The organism is Micromonospora sp. NPDC023956 (genome assembly GCF_040639195.1).
Lineage (GTDB): Bacteria > Actinomycetota > Actinomycetes > Mycobacteriales > Micromonosporaceae > Micromonospora.
Genome location: NZ_JBEZZN010000014.1, coordinates 50,603 through 77,198, shown reverse-complemented (window position 1 = coordinate 77,198; position 26,596 = coordinate 50,603). Strand labels below are relative to the sequence as shown.

Here is a 26,596-nt window from a genome sequence, read left to right as displayed (position 1 = left end):
CCGGGGTCAGGCCGGGCCCGGCCGCACCATGATGTGTCCGGTGGCGGGGAACGCCTCGTTGCCCGCCAGCCGCCCGGTCTTCGTCTGCTCGATCCGGAACCCCTCGGCGAGGTAGAGCGCGAGCGCGCCGTCGTTGCCGACCAGGACGGTCAGCTCGACCGGCCGGTCGCCCGCCGCCGCCAGCGCGTGCCGCAGCAACGCCCGGCCGTGCCCCTGCCGGTACCGGGCCGGGTCCACGTACAGCCAGGTGACCTCGTCGTCGGCGAAGGCCGCGAAGCCGACGACCTCGCCGGCCTGTTCGGCCACCCAGACGTCCCCGTCGAAGAGCCCCTCGCCCTCGGCGATGTCGGCCAGCGGAAGGAAGGCGGCCACCTCGGCACCGTCGCGGAGTTCGTCCAGCCGGGCGGCGTCGTGGATCCGGGCTACCGCCGCCCAGTCGTCCGGACGGTACGGGCGGATGACGCGGTCGGTCGACATGACCGGCATCGTGCCGGTACGCCACCGCCGCGCGCAGGTCATTTTCCGGCGTGGGCGGCAACCTGGCCGGTACCCGGGCGCGTGTCAACTGGGAGTGGTCACGGGGAGGTAGCAGTTGCCCGACGCCGACGGGTTCGACGAGTTCTACCGGGGCAGCCGACAACGGCTGCTCGGATTCGTCTACGCGCTCACCGGTGATCTCGCCGAGGCACAGGACGCGGTCCAGGAGGCGTACGTGCGCGCGTGGCAGCGCTGGTCGACCGTGGGTCGGTACGACGACCCGGAAGCGTGGGTGCGGGTCGTCGCCAGCCGGATCGCGGTGAGCCGCTGGCGCAGCCTGCGCAGCCGCGCCCGGGCGTACCTGCGGCACGGGGCCACCGAGACCGTTCCCGCCCCGAACACCGACACCGTCGAGGTGGTGGCCGCACTGCGCCAGCTCCCCGAGGAGCAGCGCACCGCGCTCGCCCTGTACTACCTGCTCGGGATGCCGATCGCCGACGTCGCGCGGGAGACCAACGCCCCGGTCGGCACGGTCAAGGCCCGACTGTCCCGGGGGCGCACCGCGCTCGCCGGACTGCTCGCCGTCACGGAGTTGGAGGAGGCCGCCGATGCGTGAGCACGAGCCCACGTTCGCCGACCGGATCGCCGTCGACCTGGCCACCGTACGCTGGCCGGAGCCGGCGGAGATCCGGACCCGGGCCCGTCGGCGGGCCCGCCGGCAGATGGTCGGGGCGGCGGTCGCCCTGGTGCTGGTGGTGGGAGGTGTCGCCGCCGTGCTCCGGCCGACGGACCCCGTCGCACCGGCTCCGGTGGCCGTACCGCCCCTGGTGGCCACGCCGACGGCGGACCCGACAGCCGGCGGTGAGATCCCGCCGGAGGCGCTGCTGCAACCGGCCGACCTGCGGGAGAAATCCGACCCGCCGCTGACCGTGTCCGGTCTCGGCGAGGCGGTCCGCCTCGACGACCGGCTCGGACGCTGCCGGACGGCACAGGGCCTGCGGACCGACTGGGAGACCGCGCTCTGGTCCCGTTCCCAGTCGGTGCTGCGGGACCGCCCGGACGGCTACGAGCACCCTCCCAGTGACCTGCTGATCGGTCAGGACCTCTACCGGCTCACCCCCGTCGTGGCCGGACGCTTCTTCCGCACCCTGGAACAGCTCGTCGCCCCGTGCGCTGCCTGGCGCTCGGTCGGCCCGACGGAATGGCAGGGCCGGACGGTCTCCGCGGAGGCGGTGCACAGTTGGGTGCTGGTGGACCGCGACTTCGTCGGCGACGAGGCGGCCGTGCTGCGCCACTCGGTGTCCCAGCCTCGGGACCTGGCCACCGGTCAACGGCTCGGCGGAGTGCCCCGGCCGACGAGCCTGGCGGTCGTCCGGGTGGGCGACCTGCTGACCGTGATCATGCCGGGACGGTCCACCTCGGACGACGAGTTGCGCCGGCTCGCTCGGCTCGCCGCCACCCGGATGTGCCTCGCCGCGAACCCGTCCTGCTGACGCGGGACGGCACATCCCGGCAGGTCGACGGGCCCTTCTCCGGGCAACGCTGGCTACCCGGGGAGGAGGTCAGAGCGGGATGTTGCCGTGCTTCTTCGGCGGAAGGGTCTCCCGCTTGGTGCGCAGCGTCCGCAGCCCCCGGACGATCTGGGCGCGCGTCTCGCGCGGCGGGATCACCGCGTCCACGTAGCCCCGCTCGGCGGCGATGTACGGGTTGGCCAGGGTGTCCTCGTACTCGGCGATCTTCTCGGCGCGGACCGCGGCCGGGTCCTCGGCGGCGGCCAGTTCCGAGCGGTAGAGGATGTTCACCGCGCCCTGCGCCCCCATCACCGCGATCTGTGCGGTCGGCCAGGCGAAGTTCAGGTCCGCGCCGAGATGCTTGGAGCCCATCACGTCGTACGCCCCGCCGTACGCCTTGCGGGTGATCACGGTGAGCTTCGGTACGGTCGCCTCGGCGTACGCGTAGAGCAGTTTCGCGCCCCGGCGGATGATGCCGTCCCACTCCTGGCCGGTGCCGGGCAGGAAGCCGGGCACGTCCACGAACGTCAGCACCGGGATGTTGAACGCGTCGCAGGTGCGGACGAACCGGGCGGCCTTCTCGGAGGCGGCGATGTCCAGGCAGCCGGCGAAGTGCATCGGCTGGTTGGCGACGACGCCGACCGGACGGCCCTCGACCCGGCCGAAGCCGACCACGATGTTCTGCGCGTAGAGGGGCTGGACCTCCAGGAACTCCCCGTCGTCGAGGACGTGCTCGATCACCCGGTGCACGTCGTACGGCTGGTTCGCCGAGTCGGGGATCAGCGTGTCGAGTTCCCGGTCGGCATCGGTGACGGTCAGGTCGGCGTCGCCGGGCAGGGCCGGCGGCTCGTCCAGGTTGTTCGCCGGCAGGTACGACAGCAGCGCCTTGACGTAGTCGATCGCGTCGTCCTCGTCCGAGGCGAGATAGTGGGCGTTGCCGCTGCGCGTGTTGTGCGTCCGCGCGCCGCCCAGCTCCTCCATCGCCACGTCCTCGCCGGTCACCGTCTTGATCACGTCGGGGCCGGTGATGAACATGTGCGAGGTCTGGTCGACCATCACGGTGAAGTCGGTGAGCGCCGGAGAATAGACCGCGCCGCCCGCGCACGGCCCCATGACCAGCGAGATCTGTGGGATCACCCCGGACGCGCGGACGTTGCGGAAGAAGATGTCGGCGTAGAGGCCGAGGCTGACCACGCCCTCCTGGATCCGCGCGCCTCCGGAGTCGTTGATGCCGATGATCGGGCAGCCGATCTTCATGGCCAGTTCCATCACCTTGACGATCTTCTCGCCGAAGACCTCGCCGAGGGAGCCACCGAAGACCGTGAAGTCCTGGGCGAAGACGCAGACCTGCCGGCCGTCGACGGTGCCGTAACCGGTGATCACCCCGTCCCCGTACGGGCGGGTCCGCTCCAGACCGAAGTTGGTCGAGCGGTGCCGGGCCAACCCGTCCAGCTCGACGAAGGAGCCCTCGTCGAGCAGCAGCCCGATCCGCTCCCGGGCGGTCTTCTTGCCCCGCGCGTGCTGCTTCTCCACCGCGCGCGCGGAGCCGGCGTGCACCGACTCGTCGACCCGTCGCTCCAGGTCCGCCAGCTTGCCCGCGGTGGTGTGGATGTTGGTCCCGGTCTCGGTAGTCACCCTCGGAATATAACGATGGTTCAGGTCCGCGCCGGTGTGCATTTCGCCTCACGCACCGTCCTGCGCCCCGCCGACCGGCGATCGGGGGGCGTCGCCGGGCGGGCGCGTCCGTTCGCCGACGGTCCGAGGTCGGGGCCGTAGGCTGGCGGGATGCCGGGCTCCCCGTACACCGACCTGGACCGACCGCCGCTGAGCGCGGCCCGGCTGCGGCGCGCGCTGGTCGCCCCGCACGGGCCGTGGCGGCGGTTGGAGCTGCGCGCGGAGACCGGCTCCACCAACGCCGACGTGGCCGAGGCCGCGCGGGCCGGCGAGCCGGAGGGTCTGGTCGTGGTCGCCGAGCGGCAGACCACCGGACGGGGCCGGCGCGGGCGGACCTGGCAGTCGCCGCCCCGGGCGGGCATCGCGACCAGCGTCCTGCTCCGGCCCGGCGAGGCCGTTCCGGAGCGCGGCTGGTCACCGGTTCCCGCCGCCGGGTACGGCTGGCTGCCGTTGCTCGCCGGGGTCGCCCTGGTCGAGGCGGTGACCCGGCTGGCCGAGCTGGACGCCCGGCTGAAGTGGCCCAACGACCTGCTGCTCGACGACGCCAAGTGCGCCGGGGTGCTGGCCGAGACGGTGCCCGGCGGCACGCTCACCCAGCCGTCCGCGGTGGTGCTCGGTGTCGGCCTCAACGTGACGCTGCGCGCAGACGAGCTGCCGGAGAACCCGACCGGCCTGCCCGCCACCTCGCTGCAACTCGCCGGGGCCGCCGCCACCGACCGGGACCCGCTGCTGCGGGCCCTGCTCCGCGCCGTCGCCGACTGGTACGACCGCTGGCGATCCGCCGGGGGCGACGCGGTCGGCAGTGGACTGCGCGACGCGTACCTGGCCGCCTGCGGCACGATCGGTCGTCCGGTCCGGGTGCTCCTGCCCGGTGGTGACGAGCTGACCGGCACCGCCACCGGCATCGACGCCGACGGGCAGCTCCTGGTCGACACCGTGGCAGGCGAGCGGAGTCTCGCCGCCGGGGACGTCCTGCACCTGCGCTGACCCGCTCCGGTGGGGGCGGGCCCACGCCGCCGGTGCGTGGACAGCCCGGCCGTGCGGCGTGGACATCCCGCCCGTGCCGCGTGGACACTCGCGCGCGCCGTGCGCGGGGTCCGGCGGGTACGGGCGGCGGCAGGCTACCGTCAGCGCGTCGGTGTACCTGCGAGGAGGTTCGCGTGGCGTTTCCGGATGACGTCCTCACCGAGGACGAGGAGGTCGTGCTCCACCTGCACCCGCACGCGAAGGCCCTGGTCCGGCCCGTGCTGGTGCTGGTGCTGGGCGTGGCGGCGGTGCTGGCCGCCTGGATCCTCCTGCCGGACGGTCAGGCCGGCCGGACCGGCCTCTACCTGGTCGTCGGGCTGGCCGTCGTGCTGGCCCTGGTGTTCGCGCTCGTGCCGTACCTGACCTGGCGCAGCACCCACTACCTCTTCACCACCGAACGGGTCCTGCTCCAGCAGGGCATCCTCTCCCGGGACCGGCGGGACATCCCGCTGGGCCGGATCAACGACCACTCGATGAACCAGCGGTTCGTCGAGCGCCTCTTCGGCTGCGGCACGCTGACCATCGAGTCCGCCGGGGAGCGCGGTCAGTCCGTCCTGGTCGACGTGCCCCGGGTCGAGCAGGTGCAGACCCGGCTGTACGAGCTGGCCGAGGCGCACCACGACCGGCACTCGTTGGGCGACGGCGAGATGCGCGACATCCTGGCCGACATGCGGGACGACCGGCCACTGCGCGATCCCACCGCCTGACCGCGATCCGGTGAGGGTCGACCTCCCGGCCCGGTCAGCGCGCCTCGCCGGGCCCGGCAGTCTCCGTCACCTCGGTGGCCTCCGGGCGCATCGTGCTGCCCCGCACGGTGAGGAGGAAGAACATGCCCGCCCCGACGACGATCGCGATGTCGGCCACGTTCCCGATGAACCAGTCGAAGTACGCGATGAAGTCGACCACGTGGCCCTGCCCGAACGACGGCTCGCGCAGGAGCCGGTCGCCGAGGTGGGTGGTCGCCCCACCGAGGATCAGCCCGAGGGCGAGGGCCCAGGCGCGGGACCGTACCCGCCACGAGTACCAGAGGCCCGCGACCACGCCGACGGTCGTGGCGATCGTGAAGATCCACGTCGAGCCCGCACCGATCGACAGGGCCGCGCCGGGGTTGTAGATGAGCTGGATGCCCAGCGCGTCACCGAGCACCGGAATCCGCTCGCCCCGGGTGAGGCTGCGTTCGGCCCACAGCTTGGTCAGCTGGTCGGCGACGACCACGACGAGTGCCGTGCCGCCCGCCAGCCAGGGGGCACGACGTGTCCACCGCTGTACCGGGGGCGTGGCGGTCGGTGCGTCGCCGGCGACCGCTGGCGACCCGTCGGTCGCGGATTGCTCACTCATCCCGGCAAGTCTCTCACGCGATCGTGACCCCACCGCCGGGCCGCACACGGCCGGCGACCCGCAGGTGTCCTGCGGTGGGCAGGAGTCCCGGCCGGCGTCAGGACGGTCGTGCGCCGGGAGAGGTCGTGGGCGCGGCCCGCCCTCAGGTCCCTGAGGACGGGCCCGCGCCGAGGTGCCGGAGGCCGGCAGCCGCCTTCGTGAGCCTGCGGACGAGGAGAGCCCCTCAGGCGTCCTCGGGCGGGTGGTGCCGGTACGGCGGCTCGGACTGGTCGTGCGGGTCGCGGGCAGCCGGAATGAACGCGGTGGGGGCGTCGAGACCGTACGGGTTCATCGGGCCGACCGGTGCCGGTGACGTGGGTGCCGGTGGGGCGGAGACCACCGGACCGGGCAGGAAGGCGGTGGGCGCGTCCAGTGAGCTGACCGGCGCCACCACGGGGTGCGCCGCAGCGGCCTGGGCCGGCGGACGAGCCGGTGGCGCGGAGACGGGTGTGCCGGCGGGTGGTGCCGAGACAGGTGTACCGGCGGCCGGTGGCGCCGAGACGGGTGTACCGGCGGTCGGTGGCGCGGCGACGGGGACTACGGCCGGAGGACCGGATGGTCCGCCGTTGACCACCGGCAGCGGACCGGTGTCGGCCACCGGTACCGGTCTGGTCGTGACCACCGGCAGCGGTCCGGTGTCGGCCATCGGCACCGGTATCGGTCCGGTGGCGGGCGCCGGCACCGGCTCGGTGCGGCCGGCTGCGACGGTGGCCGGGTGCGGGCCCGGAGCCGGACCGGCATCGGATTCGGGATCGGTTCCGGGAGTCGGCCCGGAACCTGCGGGAACCTCGACCGGATCGGACCGCAGGGGCCCGTCCCCGCCGGCCGCGCGGTCGGGCTCGGTGACGTCCTCCGGCTCGTCCTGGACGCGGAGGGTGAACCAGCCCCGGAAACGGGTGCGGAGCACCTCGCACTCGGGGCGCCCCTCGGCGTCGAGGCGGAGCATGGTGCCGCTGAGGGTGACGGTGCCGAGCCCCGGACGGGCGGTGGAGGGCTTGCTGCCCATCACGTCGAGGCGTACCGCCAGGCGGTCGCCGGCCCGCACCGGGGCCAGCCACCGCAGCTCCTCCAGACCGGGGGAGGCGTCGGCCGCCGCGCGGGACAGCACGTGGTCGACGTACGCCCGCATGAAGAGGCTGACCGTGTAGAAGCCGCTGGCGATCAGGCCGCCGTGGTGGCTCTGCCGGGCCAGTTCCTCGTCGACGTGGTACCACTGCGGGTCGAACCGCCGGGCGAAGGCGACCATCTCGTTGCCGTCGACGGTCAGCACGCCCAGGTCGAACCAGCGACCCGGGGTGAGGTCCTCGAAGAACAGCTCGGCGTCGGCTCCGGTCCCCGAGCGGACCGGTTCGGCGTTCACCGGCGCGGAGCACGCCGGGAGGCGGCGTGCAGCTCGGCGGTGAGTTCGGCCTCCAGGTCGCGGTGGATCGCGACGAGACCCGGGTCGATCGGCTTGAGCCGCTCCAGTGGGGAGGGGCCGGGTCGGCTGTCCGCCCCGGCCGTCGTCCGGGGAGCGGTCGCGTCGCCGACGCCGGCCGGACGTGGGGTGACCGACCGTCCCCGGCCCGGTGCCGGGCTCGACGTGACCCGCGAGCGGGGTCTGACCGTCGGTCGTGCCCGGACCGTGGGGGGCGACGTCGGCGCCGGCTGGGCCCCCTCGAGTTCGGTGACCGACTCGGCCAGTTCGGCCACCGGGTCCATTCCGGCGACCTCGTGCTCGTCCCGTTCGGTGGCGGGACCGGTGACCGGCACGGGCTGGAAGACGAAGGTCCGGTACGACCAGAATCGGAACAGCGTGGCGAGGACGACACCACCGGTCTTCGCCACGTTGAGCGCGAGCAGGCTGGTCATGCCGAGGCCGTACTTGGCGGCGGCCAGGACGCCCAGTTCGATGAGCAGGCCGGTCGCGTTAAAAAGGAAGAAAAGGGCGTACTCCCGACGCATCGCCGATCTCGGGCGATCCCGGTACGTCCAGTGCCGATTCATCAGATATGACGTGATGGTGGCCACGATCGTCGCGGCGACCGCAGCTTTCAACTGGCCGTCGCTGAACACGGTGAGTGCCAGTGCATTGAACACCGCGTAATTGATGACGGTGTTGATGCCACCGACGATGCCGAATTTGAGCGCCTCGCGGATGAACTTCTGCCAGCGCTCGGGCAGGAGGCGGACAAGACGCATGCGGAACACCTTAAGGTCGGTCGTGGCTTCCCGGCCTGCCGGCCGGACGGGATGGGCCCCAGGTCACGCCTGGGAGTCTGGGTCGGGTTCTCGCGGAACCCGTCGGGTTCCCGCTTCGACGAAGACAAACCGTCGATACGACCAGAATCGGAAGAGGGTGCCGAGGCCCGTGCCGACGATGAAGCTGGCGATGTTGTCGGCCAGCGTGGTCTGGAAGACCTCCGGCCAGATGCTGCCCAGCCCGTAACGGCTGATGGCGAGGCAGGCGACCGCGATGCCCAGCCCCACCCCGTTGAAGAAGAAGAAGAGGGCGTACTCGCGCACCGGGTTGGAGCGCTCCCGGTGCCGCCAGGTCCAGAACCGGTTGCCGACGAAGGCGACCGTGGCCGCGAGGACGGTGGAGATCGTCTTCGCGGTGACCGGCTCGATGCCGCGACCGGTGGTGAGGACGTTGAAGAGAGCGAAGTCGATGACGAAGGCGATCCCGCCCACCGTGGCGAACTTGCTCAACTCGCGCAGGAGATGACCGAACCGGTCGAGCAGCGACCGGACCAGACCCGGACGGGTACGCGGGGCACCCGGTTGGTCCCCGGTCACTGTCGCAGCCACGGGGGAAGCGTACCGGCTGGCCGCTTCCCGGACGGGTAGCAACGTCGACAGCGGGTAAACGCGTCTCCGATGGTGACGGAGGGTGATGTCGACAGCGACCTGACGGATCGTGACCGGTGGAGGTGGTGCGATGGCGTGTTCCCACACCCGCGCGCCGCCGGGCCCGGCTTCCGGTGGTGCATTGAAGGTCAACCAGGGAATGTGCGTGAAACTGAGCGGGAAAGCGGGTATCAGCTCGTGAAGCCGCAGGTTAGCCGTACTTTGTGCAGTTCTTCACAACCAGTCCCGCTGCTACCCGGGGCCGCCCGGTTTACGCTGAGCGGAATCCCAGGTTTCCACGGAGGCGACGCGGTTCCCGCCCGCCACGACTCGTGCATCCCATAGATCGGTCAGCGTCGACCACAAGGAGATGTGTCATGGTTGCTCCGGCTGCTGTTCGAGGTATCGATCAGGCCCCGACGTCCCACGCCAAACTACTCACCTGGGTCCGGGAAGTCGCGGAACTGACCACTCCCGACCGGGTGGTCTGGGTGGACGGTTCCGACGAGGAGTGGCGCCGCCTCACCGACGAGCTGGTCGAGGCGGGCACGCTGATCCGCCTCAACCCGGAGAAGAAACCGAACTCCTTCTACGCCCGTACCGATCCCGGTGACGTCGCCCGGGTCGAGGAGCGCACCTTCATCTGCTCCGTCGACGAGGCGGACGCCGGCCCCACCAACAACTGGATGGCGCCGGCCGAGATGAAGCGGGTGATGACCGACCTGTACCGCGGGTGCATGCGCGGCCGGACGATGTACGTCATCCCGTTCTGCATGGGCCCGATCGAGGCCGAGCGCCCGATGTTCGGCGTGGAGATCACCGACAGTCCCTACGTGGTCGCCTCGATGCGGATCATGACCCGGATGGGCACCAGGGTCCTCGAGGCGATGGGGGACGACGCCGATTTCGTGCACGCGCTGCACTCGATCGGCGCGCCGCTCTCGCCCGGTCAGCAGGACACCGCGTGGCCGTGCAACGAGACCAAGTACATCTCGCACTTCCCGGAGAGCCGGGAGATCTGGTCCTTCGGCTCCGGCTACGGCGGCAACTCGCTGCTCGGCAAGAAGTGCTACTCGCTGCGGATCGCCAGCGTGATGGGGCGGGACGAGGGCTGGCTCGCCGAGCACATGCTGATTCTCAAGATCACCTCGCCGGAGGGGAAGGTCTACCACATCGCGGGCGCGTTCCCGTCCGCCTGCGGCAAGACCAACCTGGCCATGCTGGAGCCGACCATCCCCGGGTGGAAGGTCGAGACCATCGGGGACGACATCGCCTGGATGCGGTTCGGCCCGGACGGCCGCCTCTACGCGGTCAACCCCGAGTACGGTCTCTTCGGCGTCGCGCCGGGCACCGACTGGAAGACCAACGCCAACGCGATGCGCACCCTGGACCGGGGCAACTCCGTCTTCACCAACGTCGCGCTCACCGACGACGGGGACATCTGGTGGGAGGGGATGGGCGAGCCGCCGGCCCACCTGACCGACTGGAAGGGCAACGACTGGACGCCGCAGAGCGACACCCCGTCGTCCCACCCGAACAGCCGGTTCTGCACGCCGATCACGCAGTGCCCGATCCTCGCCGAGGACTACTACGACCCGAACGGCGTACCGATCGACGCGATCCTCTTCGGCGGCCGGCGCCGGGACACCATCCCGCTGGTGACCGAGGCGCGCGACTGGGTGCACGGCGTCTACCTGGGCGCCACCCTCTCCTCGGAGACCACCGCCGCCGCCTCCGGTGCGGTCGGTGTCGTCCGCCGCGACCCGATGGCGATGCTGCCCTTCATCGGCTACCACGCCGGCGACTACTTCCGGCACTGGATCGAGATGGGCAAGGGCACCGACGGCGACGCCTCGAAGCTGCCGAAGGTGTACTACGTCAACTGGTTCCGCAAGGACGCCGACGGCAACTTCCTCTGGCCCGGCTTCGGCGAGAACTCCCGGGTGCTCAAGTGGGTGGTCGAGCGGATCGAGGGGCGGGCCGACGCGGTCGAGACCCCGATCGGCATGGTCCCGGCCCGGGACGCGCTGGACGTCGACGGGCTCGACATGACCTCGGAGGACGTCCGGATCGCGCTGAAGGTCGACCCGGAGGAGTGGCGGGCCGAACTGCCGCTGATCAACGAGTGGTTCGAGAAGTTCGGTGACAAGCTGCCGGGCGTGCTCTGGTCCGAGCTGGACGCCCTGCGCGCCCGCCTGGACGCCGCACCGGGGCGGTGACCGTGCGACCCGGGCGGTCGCCCGGGTCCACTGCCACCGGACTCCGATGAGGAAGGGGTCCCCGCAACCACCGCGCCGGGCCCGGTCACGGGCCAGCGGCGAGCCGGCCGGGGCAGGTGTGAGAGTGGACCACCGAGGGCATCACCAGCAGTCATGAGGACGGCCGCCACGACCGAGGTCCGGCGGCCGTCCGCCGTCCGCGCGCTCATCGTCCTGCTGGCGGTGACCGCGGCGGCAACCGTCCTGGTCGACCTGCTCAACTGGTGGTACGCCCCGGAGCGGGGCTTCGGCCTGGCCGTGCGGACCGGCTGGGCGCTGCTGCGCGCGTTCGGCTTCGTCCTGCTGGTCGGGCACGTCCGCCGGGGCCGGACGCTGGCCCGGCCGCTCGGGCTGATCCTCGTCATCACCACCGTCTTCGCGGTCGGGCGGCTGATCGTGCCCCGGCAGGGAGTTCCCCCGCTGCCCGGGATCCTCGGCTTCGCCCTGCTCCTGCTGCTCTGCCTGGCCGTGCTCTGGTTGCTGTACCGCAGTCCGGCGGTCGCCGGGCACCTGGTCCGGCACCGGGGCCGCCTGGTCATCGACCGGCAGGGCATCTCCTGGCGGGAGACCCCGCCGCGCCGTCCGCCGGTCGCCGGCTGGCTGCTCACCACCCGGGTCGCCGCGTTCACGTACACCCCGCTGATGCTCGTCCCCTGTCTGGTCGCCGCCGGCACGATCCTGGACGGCCGGCTGGCCGCCGGACCGGCCGTGCTGTTCTGGTTCGTCTTCGCCCTCGTCACCAGCTACGCGGTGCTGTTCTGCACCTTCTTCCTGCTGCGGGGCCGGCGCTGGGCGGGCGGCCTGCTGGTGGTGGTGACCCTCGGGGTGCTCGCCGTCGACCTGCCGCTGTGCTGGTGGCTGCTCGGCCTGGACGGTCTGGTCCGGGACGGCGCGCCGTTGGTGACCGCCGGTGCCCTGGCCCTCTACGGTCTGTGGCGGAGTGGTCGGGCCGGGACCGCAGCCGGCGCCGGGTGAGCGAGGCGTACGACGCCGCGGCGCCGGTCGACCGGACGGGAGCGGAGGTGGCGCGTGAGCGAGGCGTACGACGTCGCCGTGGTGGGGGCGGGGCCGGCGGGGGCCGCCGCCGCGCTGGCGGCCCGCCGGGCCGGGGGGCGGGTGCTGCTGCTGGACCGGGCCGACTTCCCCCGGGACAAGGCGTGCGGGGACGGCATCACCGCCCACGCGCTGGACGTGCTCGCCCGTCTGGGGGTCAGCGACGCGGTGACCGGGTACCCGCCGCTGCCCGCGTTGCGTCTGGTCGCCCCGGGCGGCGACGCGGTGGCCCGGAAGCTGCCCCGGCCGGCGTACACGGTGCCCCGGACGGTCTTCGACGCCCGGCTGGTCGCGGCGGCCGTGGCGGCCGGGGTGGAACTGCGACGGCACACCGTGCGCCGGGTCGTCGAGCGGGGCGACCGGGTGCTGGTGGACGACACGTTCACCGCTCGGGCGGTGGTCGGCGCGGACGGGGCCGGTTCGGTGGTGCGCCGGGTCCTCGGCCATCCGATCAACCCGGAACGGCATCTCGCGCTCGCCATCCGGGGGTACGCCCCGGCCCGCTCCGGCCCGCCGGAGCAGTTCATCGTCACCTCGGCCGCGCGCTGGCCGGCGTACGCCTGGTCGTTCCCGATCGGTGACGGCCGGGCGAACGTCGGGTACGGGGAGGTGCTGCGGGCGGAGCCGCTGAGCCGGACGCACCTGCTCGACCGGCTCGCCGTGCTGCTGCCCGGCACCGATCCGGCCACGGTGACCGACCTGCGCGCCCACCACCTGCCGCTGTCGACACACCGACCGTCACCCGGGCGGGGCCGGGTGACGCTGGCCGGCGACGCGCTGTCACTGATCAACCCGTTCACCGGGGAGGGGATCTTCTACGCGCTGCTCTCCGGTGCGCTGGCCGGCGTGGCGGCGGTCCGCAGCCCGGAGCGGGCCGCCGACCGGTACGCGGCCACCCTGCGCCGTCGTCTCGGCACGCACCTGCGGCACAGTTCGGCGGCGGCCTGGCTGGCCCGGCGGCGCCGGGTGGTGGACGGGGCCGTGGCCGCGGCCCGCCGCGACGACCGGGTCTTCCGCACCGTGGTGGAGTTGGGGCTCGGTGACGGTCGGCTGGACGTGCGGACCCTGGCGATGATCGGCCGGGGACTGTCCGGGCGGGTTTGAGGTGGGACGTGCCCCTTCCCGGCCCGGGTCGCTACGCTGCATGGTGATGACTCTGCGGACCCTGCTCTATTCGGTGTACGAGCGTCGACTGACGGCGAGCCTCGCGGGCAAGCCGGTGCCCCGGCACGTCGGCGTGATGTGCGACGGTAACCGCAGGTGGGCCAAGGAGATGGGGTTCGTCGATCCCAACGACGGCCACCGGGTCGGCGCGGCCAAGATCAAGGACATGCTCGGCTGGTGCGACCAGGCCGGCATCGGTCACGTCACCCTCTACCTGCTCGCCACGGACAACCTGCGCCGTCCGGCCCGGGAACTCGACCCGCTGTTGCAGATCATCGAGGACCTGGTGGTCGAGTTGGCCGAGGAGGGCAACCCGTGGCGGTTGCGTATGGTCGGCGCGCTCGACCTGCTCCCGGCGCAGACCGCCACCGCGCTGAAGGCCGCCGAGGAGCGCACCCGGGAGCGCAGTGGTGGCGCCCAGGTCAACATCGCGGTCGGCTACGGCGGCCGGCGCGAGATCACCGACGCGGTCCGCTCGCTGCTGCTGGAACACGCGGCCACCGGGGGCACCCTGGAGGAACTGGCCGAGGTGCTGGATGTCGAGCACATCGCCGAGCACCTCTACACCCGGGGTCAGCCCGATCCGGACCTGGTCATCCGCACCAGCGGTGAGCAGCGCCTCTCCGGTTTCATGCTCTGGCAGTCGGCCCACTCGGAGTTCTACTTCTGCGAGCTGAACTGGCCCGACTTCCGGCGCGTGGACTTCCTCCGGGCGCTGCGCTCGTACGCCAGCCGGCAACGCCGCTACGGCATCTGACCCCTCGACCCGACCCGGGCATCGTCGTCGGGCGACTGCCGACGATCCCGCCGGGAACTGTCGGCGTTCCGATCGTGCCCGGCCACCTGGGACACCTGTCCCTTCCGGCCGGGACGACCCTCCGGTGAACCTCCCGGTGCCGTCCGACCGCGGACGGCACCGGGAGGAGAGGTCATGATCCGAAGAGGACCGACAACGAGACGGCGACGCGGATTCGCCGGTCGGTGGGGGAGGCTCTGCGCCGTCGTGGCGACCGTGCTGGTCGCCGCCGTGGGCAACGTCGTGGTGTCGCCGTCGGCGTACGCGTCGGGCGGGGTCGTCGTCATCGACGAGGACACCCAGCGCCGAGGGCTGTTCGCGGCCTACATGCGCTCGCGGGCGACCGGGCACGAGGGACTGCGGCAGATGTTCCTCAGCGCGGCGATGGTCGGCCACCGACAGCGGAACCCGCAGGCCACGTCGCAGCAGCTGGTGCAGTACACCGCGTCGATGAACCAGTGGTACACCAGCCAGCTCGGCGCCGAGGACCTGGCCCGGCCGACGTACCAGTTCATGGTGAAGTTGCTGGAACTGTCCGCACTGCACCCGTCCGGCGCGGTGGCCGCGCCGATCTTCAAGGAACTGGCCGAGTCGACCCTCGGCAAGGAGATCAAGGCGCTCGGCGAGACGCTGGACGACATCCACGCCGCGCAGCGGCACAACTCCGTGATCAACCAGGTCTTCGAGCACCAGAACAGGATCTGGGGCGAGGTGGCCGGTCGGGGCGCGGTCGACCCGGCCTTCACGGAGGCCTGGAACGGCTACTTCGGCGCGAAGTACAACATCGTCGCCAACGCCACCCAGGAACAGCTGATGGCGGATCCGCTGATCGGGACGTACGTCAACGTCGACGCGCTGCTCCAGCAGACCCAGAACCTCCAGAACTACCTGGCCGAGGGCAACCGGCAGATCACCGCACTGCTCAACGAGATCAACGAGCAGGCCGACGCCGCCAACCGGGACGTGGAGGCGGCGAACGCCACCCTGCCGGTGGACGGGCGACCGGCGACCCAGGCCGAGATCGACCAGGCCAAGGCGAAGGCCGAGGAGCGCCGCAGGTGGCTGGAGGGCGCCGCCGGTGCGGTCGACCTGCTGGGCAAGCTGATCGGCGTCGCCGACACCAAGGTGGGCGCGATCGTGACCGGCACCGGCCGGGCCGCCATCCAGATCGCCACCGCGGTCAGTGACTGGCTCCCGACGCTCGCCGCGAACGGTCTGAAGGCCGCGCTCTTCTCGGCCAGCGGGATCGGCATGGCCGGCGCGGTGCTCGGCGCGATCCAGTCGCTGGTGCCGCTCTTCGGTGGCACCGGTCCGACCGTCGACGAGCAGATCCTCACCGAACTCAAGGAACTCCGCGCGGAGCTGACCGAGTTCCGCGAGGAGATGAACACCCGGTTCGACCGGATCGAGCTGGCCCTGGTGCAGATGTTCGAGCAGATGGACCAGCAGTTCAACCGGCTGCTCACCGAGGTGTGGCTGACCCAGGACCAGCTGAAGCAGGTCGTCGCGCAGCTCGCCCTGGTGACCGAGCGGGTCGACTTCTGGGGCAGTTCGATCATGCGGTCCCTTCAGGAGACCCAGGTGACCCAGCTCGAAGGGCTGATCAACCAGCGGGTCAGCCACGCCGCCCGGTACCCCGAGACCCCGTTGACCTGGACCGAGTACAAGGCGACGGTGGAAGCGTTGAACACGGCGGCGATCCTGCAGAGCAGGGCGGCACCGTTCACCGCCGGGCTGGGCGACCCGAACCCGGAGAACAACCTGGGCGCGTTCGGCTACCACGGCTCGATCCGCTACCTGACGGACTACGCGGAGCGGAACCTGAACCTGCCGCAGGGCACCAGCAACGGCGTGCCGGTGCAGGCGCCGGCCGTGCCGGCGGTGGAGCACTGGATGCTGGCCGCCGAGGGCTACAAGCACATGGTGGCGCAGAACCCCCAGTACGCGGCGCAGGTGAACCTGACCACCGACGAGGTCCTCGCCGCCGGCCAGGCCATCCAGACCGCGGTCCGGCGGTTCAGCCAGCCGCAGGGCTGGGACAAGCCGGAGCAGTTGGGCCCGCTCTACGTCAAACTGCTCGACAGCTACCGGGCCACCGGCTTCGAGCTGGTCGGCAAGATGCAGGAGAAGCGGAACGCCCTCCAGCACAACCGGTTGGGCTACACCATGTTCGGCCTGCCCACCCAGGACGTCGAGGGCGCCAGCACGGCCGAGCCGACGACCATCTCCCCGTGCACCGGGACGGCCACCTACAAGCCGAGCCGGCCGAGCAACGTGGTCAGCAAGGGTCTCAAGGAGATGTGGCTCGCCGACTACGGCCGCCCGGACACCCCGGCGCAGACCTGCTACCAGGCGTCCTGGGTGAACATGTCCGAGCCGCCGGACCCGGGTGGGGACAAGCCGTACTCGGTGTCCGCCGACCTTGAGATCACCTTCAAGGTGCGGCAGAGCTGGGACGGTCAGTGGCTCACCGCGTACTCGTGGACCAAGGTCTACCCGTACGGCAAGATCCAGCAGTACTACCCGCCGAACGACCCCCGGCAGGGCTGGACGCGTTCCGCCACCCAGGGCATGTCGGAGAAGTGGGGGACGGTCAAGCCGGACTTCGAGCAGACCGTGGCGACCGCCCGGCCCGACGAGGCGGCGCTGAAGACCCGGGTGCGGGACTGGCTCTACGGCCAGGCCGGGCAGTACTACCACGAGATCGTTCGGGACCTGGACAAGCCAGGCACCGACCTGAACCGGTTGAACAACCAGCTCACCCGGACGGCGCTGCTGCTCCAGTCGTACACCAAGCTCGGCTTCGCCCGTTCGCTCGAGCACGACCAGACCATCGGCATCCACCTGCTCGGCCAGTCCCGGATCCCGTTCGACCAGGGGCAGCTGGAGGCCAACGTGGTCAACGGCCGGGAGGGGCTCTCGGGTGGCATCACCCCCGCGAAGCGGGTCAGCGACGGCTTCCGGCAGGCCCTCGCGAACTACTGCGTGAGGATCGTCGACGACCGGTGCGAGGTGAAGCAGCCGCAGCCGGGAGGGGCGGAGCCGAACCCGCGCGCCAACCAGAACGCACACGTGCTGCCCTGCACCTGGACGGAGCGCTGGGACCCGGTCGAGCGCTGTCTGAACTGGGCGTTGGACTACCGGTCGACGCAGCTGCGGCAGCGGCTGGAGGTGGCCAGCGAGCGGCTGCTCGACGAGCCGCCGGTACCCGAGGGCATCCCGGCGGTGGACGAGCTGATGCAGGGCATCCGGATCGCCGAGGTGGTGGCCAAGAACGGACCGACCGGCAGCACCGCCCGGATCGGCGCGGTCACCGGGCTGGGTGGGAAGTGCCTGGACGTCCGGACGCCGGCCACCGACGGCGCGCAGATCGAGGTCTCGACCTGCGACGCGTCCGACCCGCAGGGGTGGGCGCTGATGCCCAACCGGACCGTCATGTCCATGGGCCGGTGCCTGGACGTGCACAGCGGCGGATCGGCGGACGGCAACCAGATCATCCTCTGGCGCTGCCATGGCCTCGGTTCCCAGCAGTGGCAGCCGAACGGGGACGGCACGCTGCGCAACCCGCAGTCCGGCAAGTGCCTGACCGTCGCCCCCGACGGCGCGATCGTGCACCTGTGGACCTGCAACGGTGGCGCGAACCAGAAGTGGATCCTGCCGGCCTGACCGCCGGGCAGGACCAGTCGACCGGGATCCCCCGTCCGTCCGGGCGGGGGATCCCCTCGCGGGCGCTCGGATCGAGCCGGAGGAGTCGGCGCGAGGGCCGGTGGGTCAGCGGAGCCGGGCGGCGGCGTCGGTGAGGAAGTCGCCGAGGGCGGACGGGGAGTCGATGGTCAGGTCGGCGGCCAGCGCCACCTCCTGCCCGGTCTCCGGGTTGGCCACCGCGACGCAGACGCCGACGAAGTCGGGGTCGGCGGCGGACCGGGCGCGCAGCGCGGTGAACGCCTTGATGTCGGAGACGTCGTCGCCGAAGTACCAGGCGCCGGCGGCCGAGCGGACCACCTCGTCGATCACCATGCCCTTGTCCCGGTCGACCGGGGGCTTGAGTTCCAGCACCATCCGGCCCGCCTGCACCCGCAGCCCCAGCCGGCTGGCCTGCGCCCGGCCCCAGCTCTCCACCGCCTCGGCGAGGTGCGGCGCGGTGCGGTAGTGCAGGGCGACGGAGAGCCGCTTGAACTCCACCAGGGTGCCCGGCGGCAGTTCGGTGCGGGCCAGGTCGGCCAGCTCGGCCATGGTGGGCACCCAGGGCAGGGCGGCCGGCTCGGTGACCGTCTCGCCGCCGGAGCGGCGGTGCTCCAGCCCGTAGAGGCCGTAGAGGTCGATGCCGGAGAGCCCGTCGAAATGGTCCCGCAGGAACTCGACCGGCCGGGCGGAGACGATCGCGACCTGGCGGACGACGGGGGCGAGCGCCTCGAGGGCGGTGAGGACCTTCGGAGCCGGCTTGACCGCGGTGGGGTCGTCGTCGACCGGGGCGAGCGTGCCGTCGAAGTCGAAGAAGAGGACGTAGTCTCCCGCCCGCTCGGCGGTCGCGGCCCAGGCGTGGGCGGCGTCGAGTGGGGTCTTCGGCTCCTGGTTGCCCAGATTCAACGGCGGCACGCGCGTCAGCGTACCCCCAGGAGGGCCGGACATTCGCGGTCGCGAGAAGCTCTCTCGACGCGGCCGGCCGGTCCTCAGCGTCCGGCGGCCCCGCGACCCCGCCGTCCGAACGGCACCACCGTGGCCTCCCGGTCGTGGCTGAGCAGGTAGCCCTCGACGAAGCCGGCATTCCGGTCGCCGGTGCGCGCCTCGATGTCGTTGAGCCGGGCCACCAGGAACTCGGTGAGCGCGGTGAGCCGGTCGTTGAGCCGGTCGTAGAGGTCGGCCAGGACGGCCAGGACCACCGCCGTGCCGGCCGTGGTCAGCGCGAAGAGGTTGACGACCAGCGGAAGCTGCCCGCCGTCGATCGCGCCCACCACCACGTTGCCGGTCACCCACAGCGTCACGGACGCCGTCGCGACCAGGACTGCCAACCACTTCAGGGTCATGGACAGACCCCTCCTTCTGTCCCGCACGGGCTGGGTTCGGCCTTGTCCCGCCCCCGCCGACGACGAGCCCCAGCAGTTACCGGGACGCTAGCGCGCGAACCCGCCGTCCGATGCGGAACGTGGATTTCCCGTCCGCTGTTCTTTTCACCATCTGAGGAACTAGCCGGCGCGTTTGCCCATATTGTGGGCGTTCTCCGGGAGGGGTGGACGGTAGGCGAGGTACCGGACGGTTTCCCGGATGTGGAACTTCTCGAGATCCGAGACTTCGGGGTCGACCAGGCGGCGCAGCAGTGCCTCGACGTCGGGGTCCATCGGCGGGCTGTCCGGCCGGCAACGGGACGGGGTCGTCCGGTCCCAGCCGAGGGCGGCGAAGGCCGCTGCCGGGTCCAGCCCGAGCCCCTCGCAGAAGGAGACCACCCGGGCGGCCTCGGGGTCGCTGCTCCAGTCGCCGCGGACCCACCGGTTGATGGTCTGCCGGGAGACCCCCGTCCGGCGGGACACCTCGGTGCCGCTCCAGGCCCGGGTCGCCCGCGCGTCGTCGAGCGCCCGGCGCACGAAGGCGGCAAATTCGATCTTGCGCGCATGGGCGTGGTCGGTCACCCGACGACGGTACGACCGGTGGTCCGTCGCGTCGTCGCGAGACGCGCTCTTGTCACGTATATGTGACACTCTTTTCGCATTCGACGGCCCCGGTCGGGTCATTTACACCCGGCTTGACGTGCCTATATCAAGGTGCGTCGGGTGTGGTCCTAAAAGCACCGGAAGCTGCTACTGTCACGCCCATGGGACAATCCGTGGTGTGCGGCGTGTCCGGGGCGGCGCGCCCCGACCCCGTCGCCCACCAGGCACGAGGGGGGTGTGGTGACTGAACTCGCAACCCGTGCCCAGGCGTTCGGCCTGGTGGCGGAGGGAGTGGCCGCGGGCCTGAGTGCCCCGTGGCGCCTCTACCTCGCCCACGGGAGCCGGCACGTCTCGCTGCACGTGGCGGACCGTGCCGAGTGGGACGCCTGGCGTGCCCACCTCGGCTGCCCGGAACTGAGCGTCCGGGTCTACGACGCCGGGGGCGAGATCCGGCGCACGTCGATGGCGGAGGTGCTCCTGGACGGCTGCCGGATCAGCGTCGAACTGGTCGAGAAGGTCGGCACCGACGACCTGGAACGGCTGCTGGTCGCCGATCCCACCCCGCCCGCGCCGGAGCAGCGATGATGTCCCGCCCCGGCCCGAGCCGGGGAGCCGCCGGATGAGCCCCTTCTTCGCGGTCTTCCTGGTCCTGCTGCTCGGCTCGACCAGCTACGCGGCCGGACGACTGCACGGTCAGCTCAGCTACCGGATCGGCTACCGGTTCGGCTACCGCCAGGGCTACTTCGACGGGGACCGGGGGGCGTGGAACCGGCGGCGTCGGGAGGCGCAGGCCGCTCTCGCCTCGGCGCTGGCCGTCCCGCCCGGGGCCGCCGTCCGGGCCGGTACGCCGATCGCCCGGAGGGGCACCACCTACACCGGCTCGGCGTTCGCGCCGGACGGAACCACCCGGGGGATCGCGGCCGAGCCGTACCCCGGAGCACGTCAGCCGGGCACGGCGGCCGGCGTCGGCCGTCCCACCGTGATCGTCGGCGCTGGCCAGCCGACCGTGACCGTCGGCGGACGGTACCCGACCGGAACGCTGGCCGGACGGCACGGCTGAGCCGACGACGACCGCCGCCCGGCGGACCGACGCGTCGCCCGCGACGCGTCGTGGACCCGCGTCGCTGCGGTGGCGCGGGGCGGGGCCGGCCGGGGTGCGCGCAGGGGGCACACATCCCGGCCGGCGTCCCCGCCCGCAGCCGTCCGTACGCCGGGGGCGCGTCGATCCTTCCGGACCGCGGTCGTGCCCCGTCGACGCCGTCGGCATGCCGGCCGAACAGGGTGTTCGTCCACTGCTCGATTGAGATCCATCTTCGCCTCTAGCCGGAACGGGCACGGCGACGCTAGCGTCTAGTCATGGCGCGGGGTTCTCCCGGGCCAGCCGGCCAGCCCGGATCTGCGACCTCGCGCACGGGGCCCGCATCCGACCCCGTGTCCCCGGGCACCGGAGGAGGCGGATCGCGGGTGGCGGGTGCCCATCCGTCGGAGCAGGCCTGTGACGACTCGTCGTACCCCCGCCGGTGGCGATCAGACCCCGGCCGCGACCACCACCCGCCGGGCGTCCCGGAGCCGCCGTGCGGCACCGAACCCCGCCGAGCCCGGGGAGCCCCGACCAGAGGTCTTCGTCCTGGACACCTCGGTCCTGCTCTCCGATCCCGCGGCGTTCCACCGGTTCGCCGAGCACGAGGTCGTCCTCCCCCTCGTGGTGATCTCCGAGCTGGAGGGCAAACGCCACCACCCGGAACTCGGCTGGTTCGCCCGGCAGGCCCTCCGCATGCTCGACGAGCTGCGGGTGACCCATGGCCGGCTGGACCATCCGGTGACCGCCAACGACGAGGGCGGCACGCTGCGGGTGGAGCTGAACCACACCGACGACAGCGTGCTCCCGCCCGGGTTCCGTAGCGAGTCCAACGACGCCCGGATCCTCGCCGTGGCGCTCAACCTGGCGGCCGAGGGGCGGCACGTCACGCTGGTCAGCAAGGACATGCCGCTGCGGGTCAAGGCCGCCGCCGTCGGGCTGCGCGCCGACGAGTACCGGCACGGCCAGGCCAGCGACCCGACCTGGACGGGCATGGCCGAGGTGGAGGTCGCCGAGGAGCAGATCGGTCAGCTGTACGGCGGCGAGACGCTCGACCTGGACGGCGCGGCCGGGCTGCCCTGTCACACCGGGCTGGTGCTGCACTCGGGCAACGGCTCGGCGCTGGGGCGGGTCCTGCCCGACAAGACGGTCCGGCTGGTCCGGGGCGACCGGGAGGCGTTCGGCCTGCGCGGGCGTTCGGCGGAGCAGCGGATCGCCCTGGACCTGCTGCTCGACGAGTCGGTGGGGATCGTCTCGCTCGGCGGGCGGGCGGGCACCGGGAAGTCCGCCCTGGCGCTCTGTGCGGGTCTGGAGGCGGTGATGGAACGGCGCCGGCACCGGAAGGTGGTCGTGTTCCGCCCGCTGTACGCCGTCGGCGGTCAGGAGCTGGGCTACCTGCCCGGCTCGGAGGCGGAGAAGATGTCGCCCTGGGCCCAGGCGGTCTTCGACACCCTGGGTGCGGTGGTGCACGAGAACGTGCTGGACGAGGTGACCTCCCGGGGCATGTTGGAGGTGCTGCCGCTGACCCACATCCGGGGGCGGAGCCTGCACGACGCGTTCGTCATCGTGGACGAGGCGCAGTCGCTGGAGCGGGGGGTGCTGCTCACCGTCCTGTCCCGGATCGGTCAGGGCTCCCGGGTGGTGCTCACCCACGACGTCGCCCAGCGGGACAACCTCCGGGTGGGGCGGCACGACGGGGTGACCGCCGTCATCGAGGCGCTGAAGGGGCATCCCCTGTTCGCGCACGTCACGCTCAGCCGTTCGGAGCGGTCGCCGATCGCCGCGATGGTGACGGACCTGTTGGAGGACATCCCGCTCTGACCGCAGATTTAGTCCAATTTTGTCACTATTTGCATAGTGGTGCAGATCACATTTGGCGAGTGTGGTTTCCCAACGGCCCCAGGGTGCGCGATGGTGTCCCACGAGCGCCCGCGCACCAGAAAGATCGTTGGTGACCACTCGTCACACGGGCCGGGGGTCAACGGCCCACGGTGCCGGCGGGGACCGGCACGGTCGGGGCGCTCACGGCGCGGGTCCGTCCGGTGCTGACCGGGATCGGCCGCGCCGTGTCCTTGCCCCCGACGAAGGGACCTCTTCGTGAGTCGGCTGTGGAGCCGGTTGGGTGCCCGAACGGCCGCTGTCGCGTTGCTCTCCGTGGGCGTCGCCGGCGGCTTCTATCTGGGCGAAGACCGCCAGACCCGGCCATCGGGCGCGACCGCGCCTGTCGGCCAGGTCGAGATCGAACAGTCGCGGTACACGCAGACCGAGCACGTTGTCGAGTCCGGCATGTACCAGACCGAACTGCGTACCGCCCAACGGGCCGAGGCCGCCGCCGAGCTGGCCGCCCGCAAGGCGGCTGCCGAGCGTGCGGCCCGCAAGAAGCGCGAGGCCGAGGCGAAGGCCAAGGCGGAGGCCGAGGCCGAGGAGGCCGCCCGGGAGGCGACGGAGAAGGCCTCCAAGCCGTACGACGGTCCGATCCCCGCCTCGTGCAACGAGTACGGGGGCAACCGGAAGATCGGCTGCGCCATGCTGGTCGACGCCGGCTTCGGCATGGACCAGATGCCCTGCCTGGACAAGCTCTGGAACAAGGAGAGCGGCTGGAACCACAAGGCCAGCAACCCCTCCTCCGGGGCGTACGGGATCCCGCAGTCCCTGCCGGGCAGCAAGATGGGCTCGGCCGGCTCCGACTGGCGGACCAACCCGGCCACCCAGATCGAGTGGGGTCTCGGCTACATCAAGGGCCGGTACGGCACCCCGTGCAAGGCCTGGGGGCACTCCCAGGACACCGGCTGGTACTGATTTCCCGGACTGACCGGCGGGGGTGGGTGGCACGGTCACCCACCCCCGCCGTCGTCTCCGCCGGAGGGTGAATCCGCAGCCCGACGGGGGAGCGCGAGTGGCGGTTGGCCGCCAGAGCTGATAGCTACTTGTGGGTGACTTTCGACGCCGGCCCGTCGGGCGACCCCAACCGGTTCGGCAGTGAGGCGTTCTACGCCTCGCTGGGCCGGGCCTTCGTCGCCATGTGCGCGGTGGTTCCGGTGCTCTTCCTCGTCGAGGCGCTGGACGTGTGGCTGGACGCCGGCTTCGACCCGGCCGCGGGGATCATCCCCAAGCGCATCGACGGGCTGGACGGCGTCTTCTTCTCGCCCTTCCTGCACCACGGCTTCGACCACCTCTACAGCAACAGCATCCCGCTGATCCTGCTCGGCACCTTCGTGCTCGCCGCCGGGGTCCGCCGCTTCCTCTGGTCGACACTGGTGATCATCGTGGTCAGCGGCCTGGGCGTCTGGTTCACCGGATCGTCCAACTCGATCGTGGTCGGTGCCAGCGGGGTGATCTTCGGATACCTCGGCCTGCTGCTCACCCGGGGTGTGGTGGAGCGCACATGGTGGAACTTCGCCGTCGTGCTCCTGGTCGGTCTCCTCTACGGCTGGCAGCTGGTCGGCATCCTCCCCACCGACGAGCGCATCTCCTGGCAGGGGCACCTGTTCGGGTTGGTCGGCGGGGTGCTCGCCGCAGTGCTCTTCCGCCGCCGCCACGGCGTCGACGCGGAGTACCCGCTCACCGCCTCCTGAACGTTCCGTGTGGCAGGTGCTTGCTCAGCGCAACCGTCCCCCCTACCGTCTGAATCGGCACGTGTTGATCCCCGGGCGGAGAGTGACGGTACGCGGATGCGAGAGGTCGATGTCGCCATAATCGGGGCCGGTCCGTCCGGCCTCTTCGCCGCCTACTACGCCGGGTTCCGGGGGCTGTCGGTGGCCGTGGTCGACGCCCTGCCCGAGCCGGGCGGGCAGATCGCCGCGATGTACCCGGAGAAGATGATCTACGACATCGCCGGATTCCCCGCGATCAAGGGGCGGGACCTGGTGGCGAACCTCGTCGCCCAGGCGGCCACGGCGGCCCCCGAGTACCTGCTCGGCGTTCGCGCCGAGGGGCTCGAACACTCCGACGGCCGGCCGGTGCTCACCCTCGCCGGCGGAGAGCGTCTGCACTGCGGCGCGGTGATCATCACGGGTGGGCTGGGCAGCTTCACCCCGCGTCCGCTACCGGCCGCCGTGGCCTTCGCCGGTGCCGGGCTGGTCTACTTCGTCCCGCAACCGGCCGACCTGGCCGGCCGGGACGTGCTCATCGTCGGGGGCGGGGACTCCGCCTTCGACTGGGCGGCGGCGCTGGCCCCGCTGGCCCGTTCGGTGACCCTGGTGCACCGGCGGGAGCGGTTCCGCGCGCACGCCGCCACCGTCGCCCGGGTCCAGGAACTGCCGGTACGGATCGTGGTCAACGCCGAGGTGACCAAGCTGCACGGGGACACGGTGGTGACCGGTGTCGACGTCGCCGTGCGCGGCGGGGTCGCCGAGACCCTGCCCGCGGACGCGGTGATCGCCGCGCTCGGCTTCACCGCCGACCTGGGACCGCTCGCCGACTGGGGGCTGCGCCTGGACCGGCGGCACATCCTGGTCGACAGCGCGATGGCCACCAACCTCCCCCGGGTCTACGCCGCCGGGGACATCACCGACTACCCGGGCAAGGTCCGGCTGATCGCGACCGGCTTCGGTGAGGCGGCCACGGCGGTGAACAACGCGGCCGTGGCGATCGACCCGGCGGCACACCTCTTCCCCGGTCACTCCTCCGACGGCACCTGAGCCGCACACTCCGCCGCCGTTCCCGTCAGGCAACCCCACCCGGGCGGGTGGTTACCCGTGGTGGGGTGGTTGCCGGGGCCCTCTGCTCGGCACCACGCGGTGACAGGGACCCCGGCCACCACCTCAGCGGCGGGCCGGTGGGCCGAGTGCGGCGACCAGCACGGCGACCAGCGTGAGGGCGGCCCCGAGCAGGGTGGCCGGTCCGGGGTGCGAGGCCGCCGTGGGCAGCACCACGTCCAACAGCACCGCCCCGACGATCTGGCCGGCGATGGTCGCCAGGCCGAGCAGGAGCACCCCGGTGAACCGGACGATCGCCGCCGCCAGCGCGATGAACAGGATGCCGATCGGACCGCCGAGATAGAACCACGGTTCGGACGGGAACCCGCCGGTCGGAAGACCCCGCACCAACAGGTCGACGGCGAGCGTGAGGAGCAGCGCCACCGTCCCGACCGCGAAGTTGACCAACGTGGCGGTCAACGCGCTGCCCGACGCGGCGCGGACCTGGCCGTTGACCGCCTGTTGCCAGGCGATGGCGAGCCCGCCGAGCAGGGGCAGCAGGGCCAACACGAGGGTGTCCGGGTCGCCCAGCCGGTCGCCGACGGCGATGAACACCGCCACCACGGTCAGCGCCGCACCGGCCAGCCGGTTGGCCGTGACCGGCTGTCGCCCGGTGGGGCCGAGACCGGCCCGGTCCACGGCGAGACTGCTGCCGGTCTGCCCGGCCACCACCGCGACGGTGAAGACCGCCACGCCGAGCGTGCCGATGGTGAGCCCCTGCGTGGCGACCAGGAGGGCGCCGCAGAGCCCGCCGAGGCACTGCCACGGGCGGAGCGTCCCGGCGACGAGCGCGCTGCGCAGCCGGCGCAGTCCCCGTCGTCCCGCCGGGACGACGGGGACCAGCACCAGCAGGACGATCAACCCCAGACCGAACGAGACCACCGCGGCGGCGATGCCGTCGCCGAGGCGTACGCCCAGCTCGCCGTTGATCCGCGATTGGAGTGCCACGGCGAGGCCGGAGAGGCCGGCGAGCCCGACCCCGGTGATCCGCAGCGCCGCCGACGGCACCAC

General features: G+C 72.0%; 24 protein-coding genes and 1 pseudogene. 15 read left to right on the top strand and 10 right to left on the bottom strand.

Annotated elements, in window-relative coordinates; genetic code table 11:
- Window positions 1-6: 6 nt before the first annotated feature.
- Window positions 7-486 (bottom strand): GNAT family N-acetyltransferase, encoded by a 480-nt coding sequence (locus AB0F58_RS24005; RefSeq protein ID WP_357146959.1) that lies wholly within the window; start codon window positions 484-486, stop codon window positions 7-9.
- Window positions 487-592: 106 nt separating this feature from the next.
- Here AB0F58_RS24005 and AB0F58_RS24000 point away from each other — a divergent pair, with 106 nt between their 5' ends.
- Both AB0F58_RS24000 and AB0F58_RS23995 read left to right on the top strand, forming a co-directional pair.
- Entirely contained in the window at window positions 593-1,093 is a 501-nt protein-coding gene (locus AB0F58_RS24000) for a SigE family RNA polymerase sigma factor (protein ID WP_357146956.1), read from the top strand.
- Window positions 1,086-1,970 carry a hypothetical protein gene (locus AB0F58_RS23995; protein ID WP_357146953.1) on the top strand — a complete coding sequence of 295 codons (885 nt, stop codon included), beginning with the start codon at window positions 1,086-1,088 and terminating at the stop codon, window positions 1,968-1,970. Before AB0F58_RS24000 ends, AB0F58_RS23995 begins: the two co-directional genes overlap by 8 nt.
- 69 nt (window positions 1,971-2,039) lie before the next feature.
- Here the strand turns inward: AB0F58_RS23995 and AB0F58_RS23990 are convergent, their stop codons facing one another.
- The gene (locus AB0F58_RS23990) at window positions 2,040-3,623 is read right to left on the bottom strand and encodes an acyl-CoA carboxylase subunit beta (RefSeq protein WP_357146950.1); all 1,584 of its coding nucleotides are present in this window, start codon (window positions 3,621-3,623) and stop codon (window positions 2,040-2,042) included.
- 150 nt (window positions 3,624-3,773) lie between these two features.
- Between AB0F58_RS23990 and AB0F58_RS23985 the strand changes: the two genes are divergently transcribed.
- Window positions 3,774-4,649 carry a biotin--[acetyl-CoA-carboxylase] ligase gene (locus AB0F58_RS23985; RefSeq protein ID WP_357146947.1) on the top strand — a complete coding sequence of 292 codons (876 nt, stop codon included), beginning with the start codon at window positions 3,774-3,776 and terminating at the stop codon, window positions 4,647-4,649.
- Window positions 4,650-4,822: 173 nt separating this feature from the next.
- The gene (locus tag AB0F58_RS23980) at window positions 4,823-5,395 is read left to right on the top strand and encodes a PH domain-containing protein (protein WP_357146945.1); all 573 of its coding nucleotides are present in this window, start codon (window positions 4,823-4,825) and stop codon (window positions 5,393-5,395) included.
- Window positions 5,396-5,429: 34 nt separating this feature from the next.
- On the opposite strand, the gene AB0F58_RS23975 is transcribed toward AB0F58_RS23980, so the two are convergent.
- From AB0F58_RS23975 to AB0F58_RS23960, 4 genes and pseudogenes are all read right to left on the bottom strand, one after another.
- Window positions 5,430-6,026 carry a signal peptidase II gene (locus tag AB0F58_RS23975; protein ID WP_357146942.1) on the bottom strand — a complete coding sequence of 199 codons (597 nt, stop codon included), beginning with the start codon at window positions 6,024-6,026 and terminating at the stop codon, window positions 5,430-5,432.
- Between the two features lie 223 nt (window positions 6,027-6,249).
- Complete coding sequence (locus AB0F58_RS23970; protein ID WP_357146940.1) at window positions 6,250-7,425, bottom strand: MaoC/PaaZ C-terminal domain-containing protein; 1,176 nt, start codon at window positions 7,423-7,425, stop codon at window positions 6,250-6,252.
- A 254-nt stretch (window positions 7,426-7,679) separates the two neighbouring features.
- Window positions 7,680-8,246, bottom strand: a pseudogene (locus tag AB0F58_RS23965) (GtrA family protein); the annotation flags it as partial.
- Between the two features lie 63 nt (window positions 8,247-8,309).
- Window positions 8,310-8,897: a GtrA family protein gene (locus tag AB0F58_RS23960; RefSeq protein WP_357146937.1), complete on the bottom strand. Its 588-nt coding sequence runs from the start codon at window positions 8,895-8,897 to the stop codon at window positions 8,310-8,312.
- Between the two features lie 374 nt (window positions 8,898-9,271).
- On the opposite strand from AB0F58_RS23960, the gene AB0F58_RS23955 reads away from it, so the two are divergent.
- From AB0F58_RS23955 to AB0F58_RS23935, 5 genes are all read left to right on the top strand, one after another.
- Complete coding sequence (locus tag AB0F58_RS23955; RefSeq protein WP_357146935.1) at window positions 9,272-11,113, top strand: phosphoenolpyruvate carboxykinase (GTP); 1,842 nt, start codon at window positions 9,272-9,274, stop codon at window positions 11,111-11,113.
- Window positions 11,114-11,266: 153 nt separating this feature from the next.
- Window positions 11,267-12,127, top strand: coding sequence for a hypothetical protein (locus AB0F58_RS23950; RefSeq protein ID WP_357146932.1), 861 nt, complete (start codon window positions 11,267-11,269; stop codon window positions 12,125-12,127).
- Window positions 12,128-12,181: 54 nt separating this feature from the next.
- Window positions 12,182-13,309: a geranylgeranyl reductase family protein gene (locus AB0F58_RS23945; protein WP_357146930.1), complete on the top strand. Its 1,128-nt coding sequence runs from the start codon at window positions 12,182-12,184 to the stop codon at window positions 13,307-13,309.
- Window positions 13,310-13,355: 46 nt separating this feature from the next.
- The gene (locus tag AB0F58_RS23940; RefSeq protein ID WP_357146927.1) at window positions 13,356-14,126 is read left to right on the top strand and encodes an isoprenyl transferase; all 771 of its coding nucleotides are present in this window, start codon (window positions 13,356-13,358) and stop codon (window positions 14,124-14,126) included.
- A 246-nt stretch (window positions 14,127-14,372) separates the two neighbouring features.
- Window positions 14,373-17,831, top strand: a complete 3,459-nt coding sequence (locus tag AB0F58_RS23935) for a ricin-type beta-trefoil lectin domain protein (RefSeq protein WP_357146924.1) — start codon at window positions 14,373-14,375, stop codon at window positions 17,829-17,831.
- Window positions 17,832-17,936: 105 nt separating this feature from the next.
- On the opposite strand, the gene otsB is transcribed toward AB0F58_RS23935, so the two are convergent.
- The 3 genes from otsB to AB0F58_RS23920 all read right to left on the bottom strand — a co-directional run bounded on the left by otsB (window position 17,937) and on the right by AB0F58_RS23920 (window position 19,789).
- A complete protein-coding gene (gene otsB, locus AB0F58_RS23930; RefSeq protein WP_357146922.1) occupies window positions 17,937-18,761 on the bottom strand; it encodes a trehalose-phosphatase in 825 nt (274 codons plus the stop codon).
- Window positions 18,762-18,835: 74 nt separating this feature from the next.
- On the bottom strand, window positions 18,836-19,189 hold the full coding sequence (locus tag AB0F58_RS23925) for a hypothetical protein (protein WP_357146920.1): 354 nt from the start codon (window positions 19,187-19,189) through the stop codon (window positions 18,836-18,838).
- Window positions 19,190-19,348: 159 nt separating this feature from the next.
- Window positions 19,349-19,789, bottom strand: coding sequence for an XRE family transcriptional regulator (locus tag AB0F58_RS23920; RefSeq protein WP_357146917.1), 441 nt, complete (start codon window positions 19,787-19,789; stop codon window positions 19,349-19,351).
- Between the two features lie 261 nt (window positions 19,790-20,050).
- Between AB0F58_RS23920 and AB0F58_RS23915 the strand changes: the two genes are divergently transcribed.
- The 6 genes from AB0F58_RS23915 (at window position 20,051) to AB0F58_RS23890 (ending at window position 25,528) form a co-directional block, all read left to right on the top strand.
- Window positions 20,051-20,395 carry a hypothetical protein gene (locus tag AB0F58_RS23915; protein WP_357146914.1) on the top strand — a complete coding sequence of 115 codons (345 nt, stop codon included), beginning with the start codon at window positions 20,051-20,053 and terminating at the stop codon, window positions 20,393-20,395.
- A gap of 34 nt (window positions 20,396-20,429) precedes the next feature.
- Entirely contained in the window at window positions 20,430-20,870 is a 441-nt protein-coding gene (locus AB0F58_RS23910; protein ID WP_357146911.1) for a hypothetical protein, read from the top strand.
- A gap of 435 nt (window positions 20,871-21,305) precedes the next feature.
- A complete protein-coding gene (locus AB0F58_RS23905; protein WP_357146908.1) occupies window positions 21,306-22,709 on the top strand; it encodes a PhoH family protein in 1,404 nt (467 codons plus the stop codon).
- 276 nt (window positions 22,710-22,985) lie between these two features.
- Window positions 22,986-23,687, top strand: a complete 702-nt coding sequence (locus AB0F58_RS23900; RefSeq protein WP_357146905.1) for a lytic transglycosylase domain-containing protein — start codon at window positions 22,986-22,988, stop codon at window positions 23,685-23,687.
- 134 nt (window positions 23,688-23,821) lie between these two features.
- Window positions 23,822-24,463 carry a rhomboid family intramembrane serine protease gene (locus tag AB0F58_RS23895; protein WP_357146902.1) on the top strand — a complete coding sequence of 214 codons (642 nt, stop codon included), beginning with the start codon at window positions 23,822-23,824 and terminating at the stop codon, window positions 24,461-24,463.
- A gap of 96 nt (window positions 24,464-24,559) precedes the next feature.
- On the top strand, window positions 24,560-25,528 hold the full coding sequence (locus AB0F58_RS23890) for an NAD(P)/FAD-dependent oxidoreductase (protein WP_357146900.1): 969 nt from the start codon (window positions 24,560-24,562) through the stop codon (window positions 25,526-25,528).
- Window positions 25,529-25,651: 123 nt separating this feature from the next.
- Here AB0F58_RS23890 and AB0F58_RS23885 read toward each other — a convergent pair whose 3' ends face one another.
- Window positions 25,652-26,593 carry a DMT family transporter gene (locus tag AB0F58_RS23885; RefSeq protein ID WP_357147107.1) on the bottom strand — a complete coding sequence of 314 codons (942 nt, stop codon included), beginning with the start codon at window positions 26,591-26,593 and terminating at the stop codon, window positions 25,652-25,654.
- Between the last annotated feature and the right edge of the window lie 3 nt (window positions 26,594-26,596).

Bases quoted from the DNA above. Each gene is read 5' to 3' on its own strand.
- AB0F58_RS23950 (WP_357146932.1), top strand. From the start codon at position 11,267: ATGAGGACGGCCGCCACGACCGAGGTCCGGCGGCCGTCCGCCGTCCGC.
- AB0F58_RS23975 (WP_357146942.1), bottom strand. From the start codon at position 6,026: ATGAGTGAGCAATCCGCGACCGACGGGTCGCCAGCGGTCGCCGGCGAC.
- AB0F58_RS24005 (WP_357146959.1), bottom strand. From the start codon at position 486: ATGCCGGTCATGTCGACCGACCGCGTCATCCGCCCGTACCGTCCGGAC.
- AB0F58_RS23955 (WP_357146935.1), top strand. From the start codon at position 9,272: ATGGTTGCTCCGGCTGCTGTTCGAGGTATCGATCAGGCCCCGACGTCC.
- AB0F58_RS23925 (WP_357146920.1), bottom strand. From the start codon at position 19,189: ATGACCCTGAAGTGGTTGGCAGTCCTGGTCGCGACGGCGTCCGTGACG.
- AB0F58_RS23910 (WP_357146911.1), top strand. From the start codon at position 20,430: ATGAGCCCCTTCTTCGCGGTCTTCCTGGTCCTGCTGCTCGGCTCGACC.
- AB0F58_RS23985 (WP_357146947.1), top strand. From the start codon at position 3,774: ATGCCGGGCTCCCCGTACACCGACCTGGACCGACCGCCGCTGAGCGCG.
- AB0F58_RS23995 (WP_357146953.1), top strand. From the start codon at position 1,086: ATGCGTGAGCACGAGCCCACGTTCGCCGACCGGATCGCCGTCGACCTG.
- AB0F58_RS23940 (WP_357146927.1), top strand. From the start codon at position 13,356: ATGACTCTGCGGACCCTGCTCTATTCGGTGTACGAGCGTCGACTGACG.
- AB0F58_RS23890 (WP_357146900.1), top strand. From the start codon at position 24,560: ATGCGAGAGGTCGATGTCGCCATAATCGGGGCCGGTCCGTCCGGCCTC.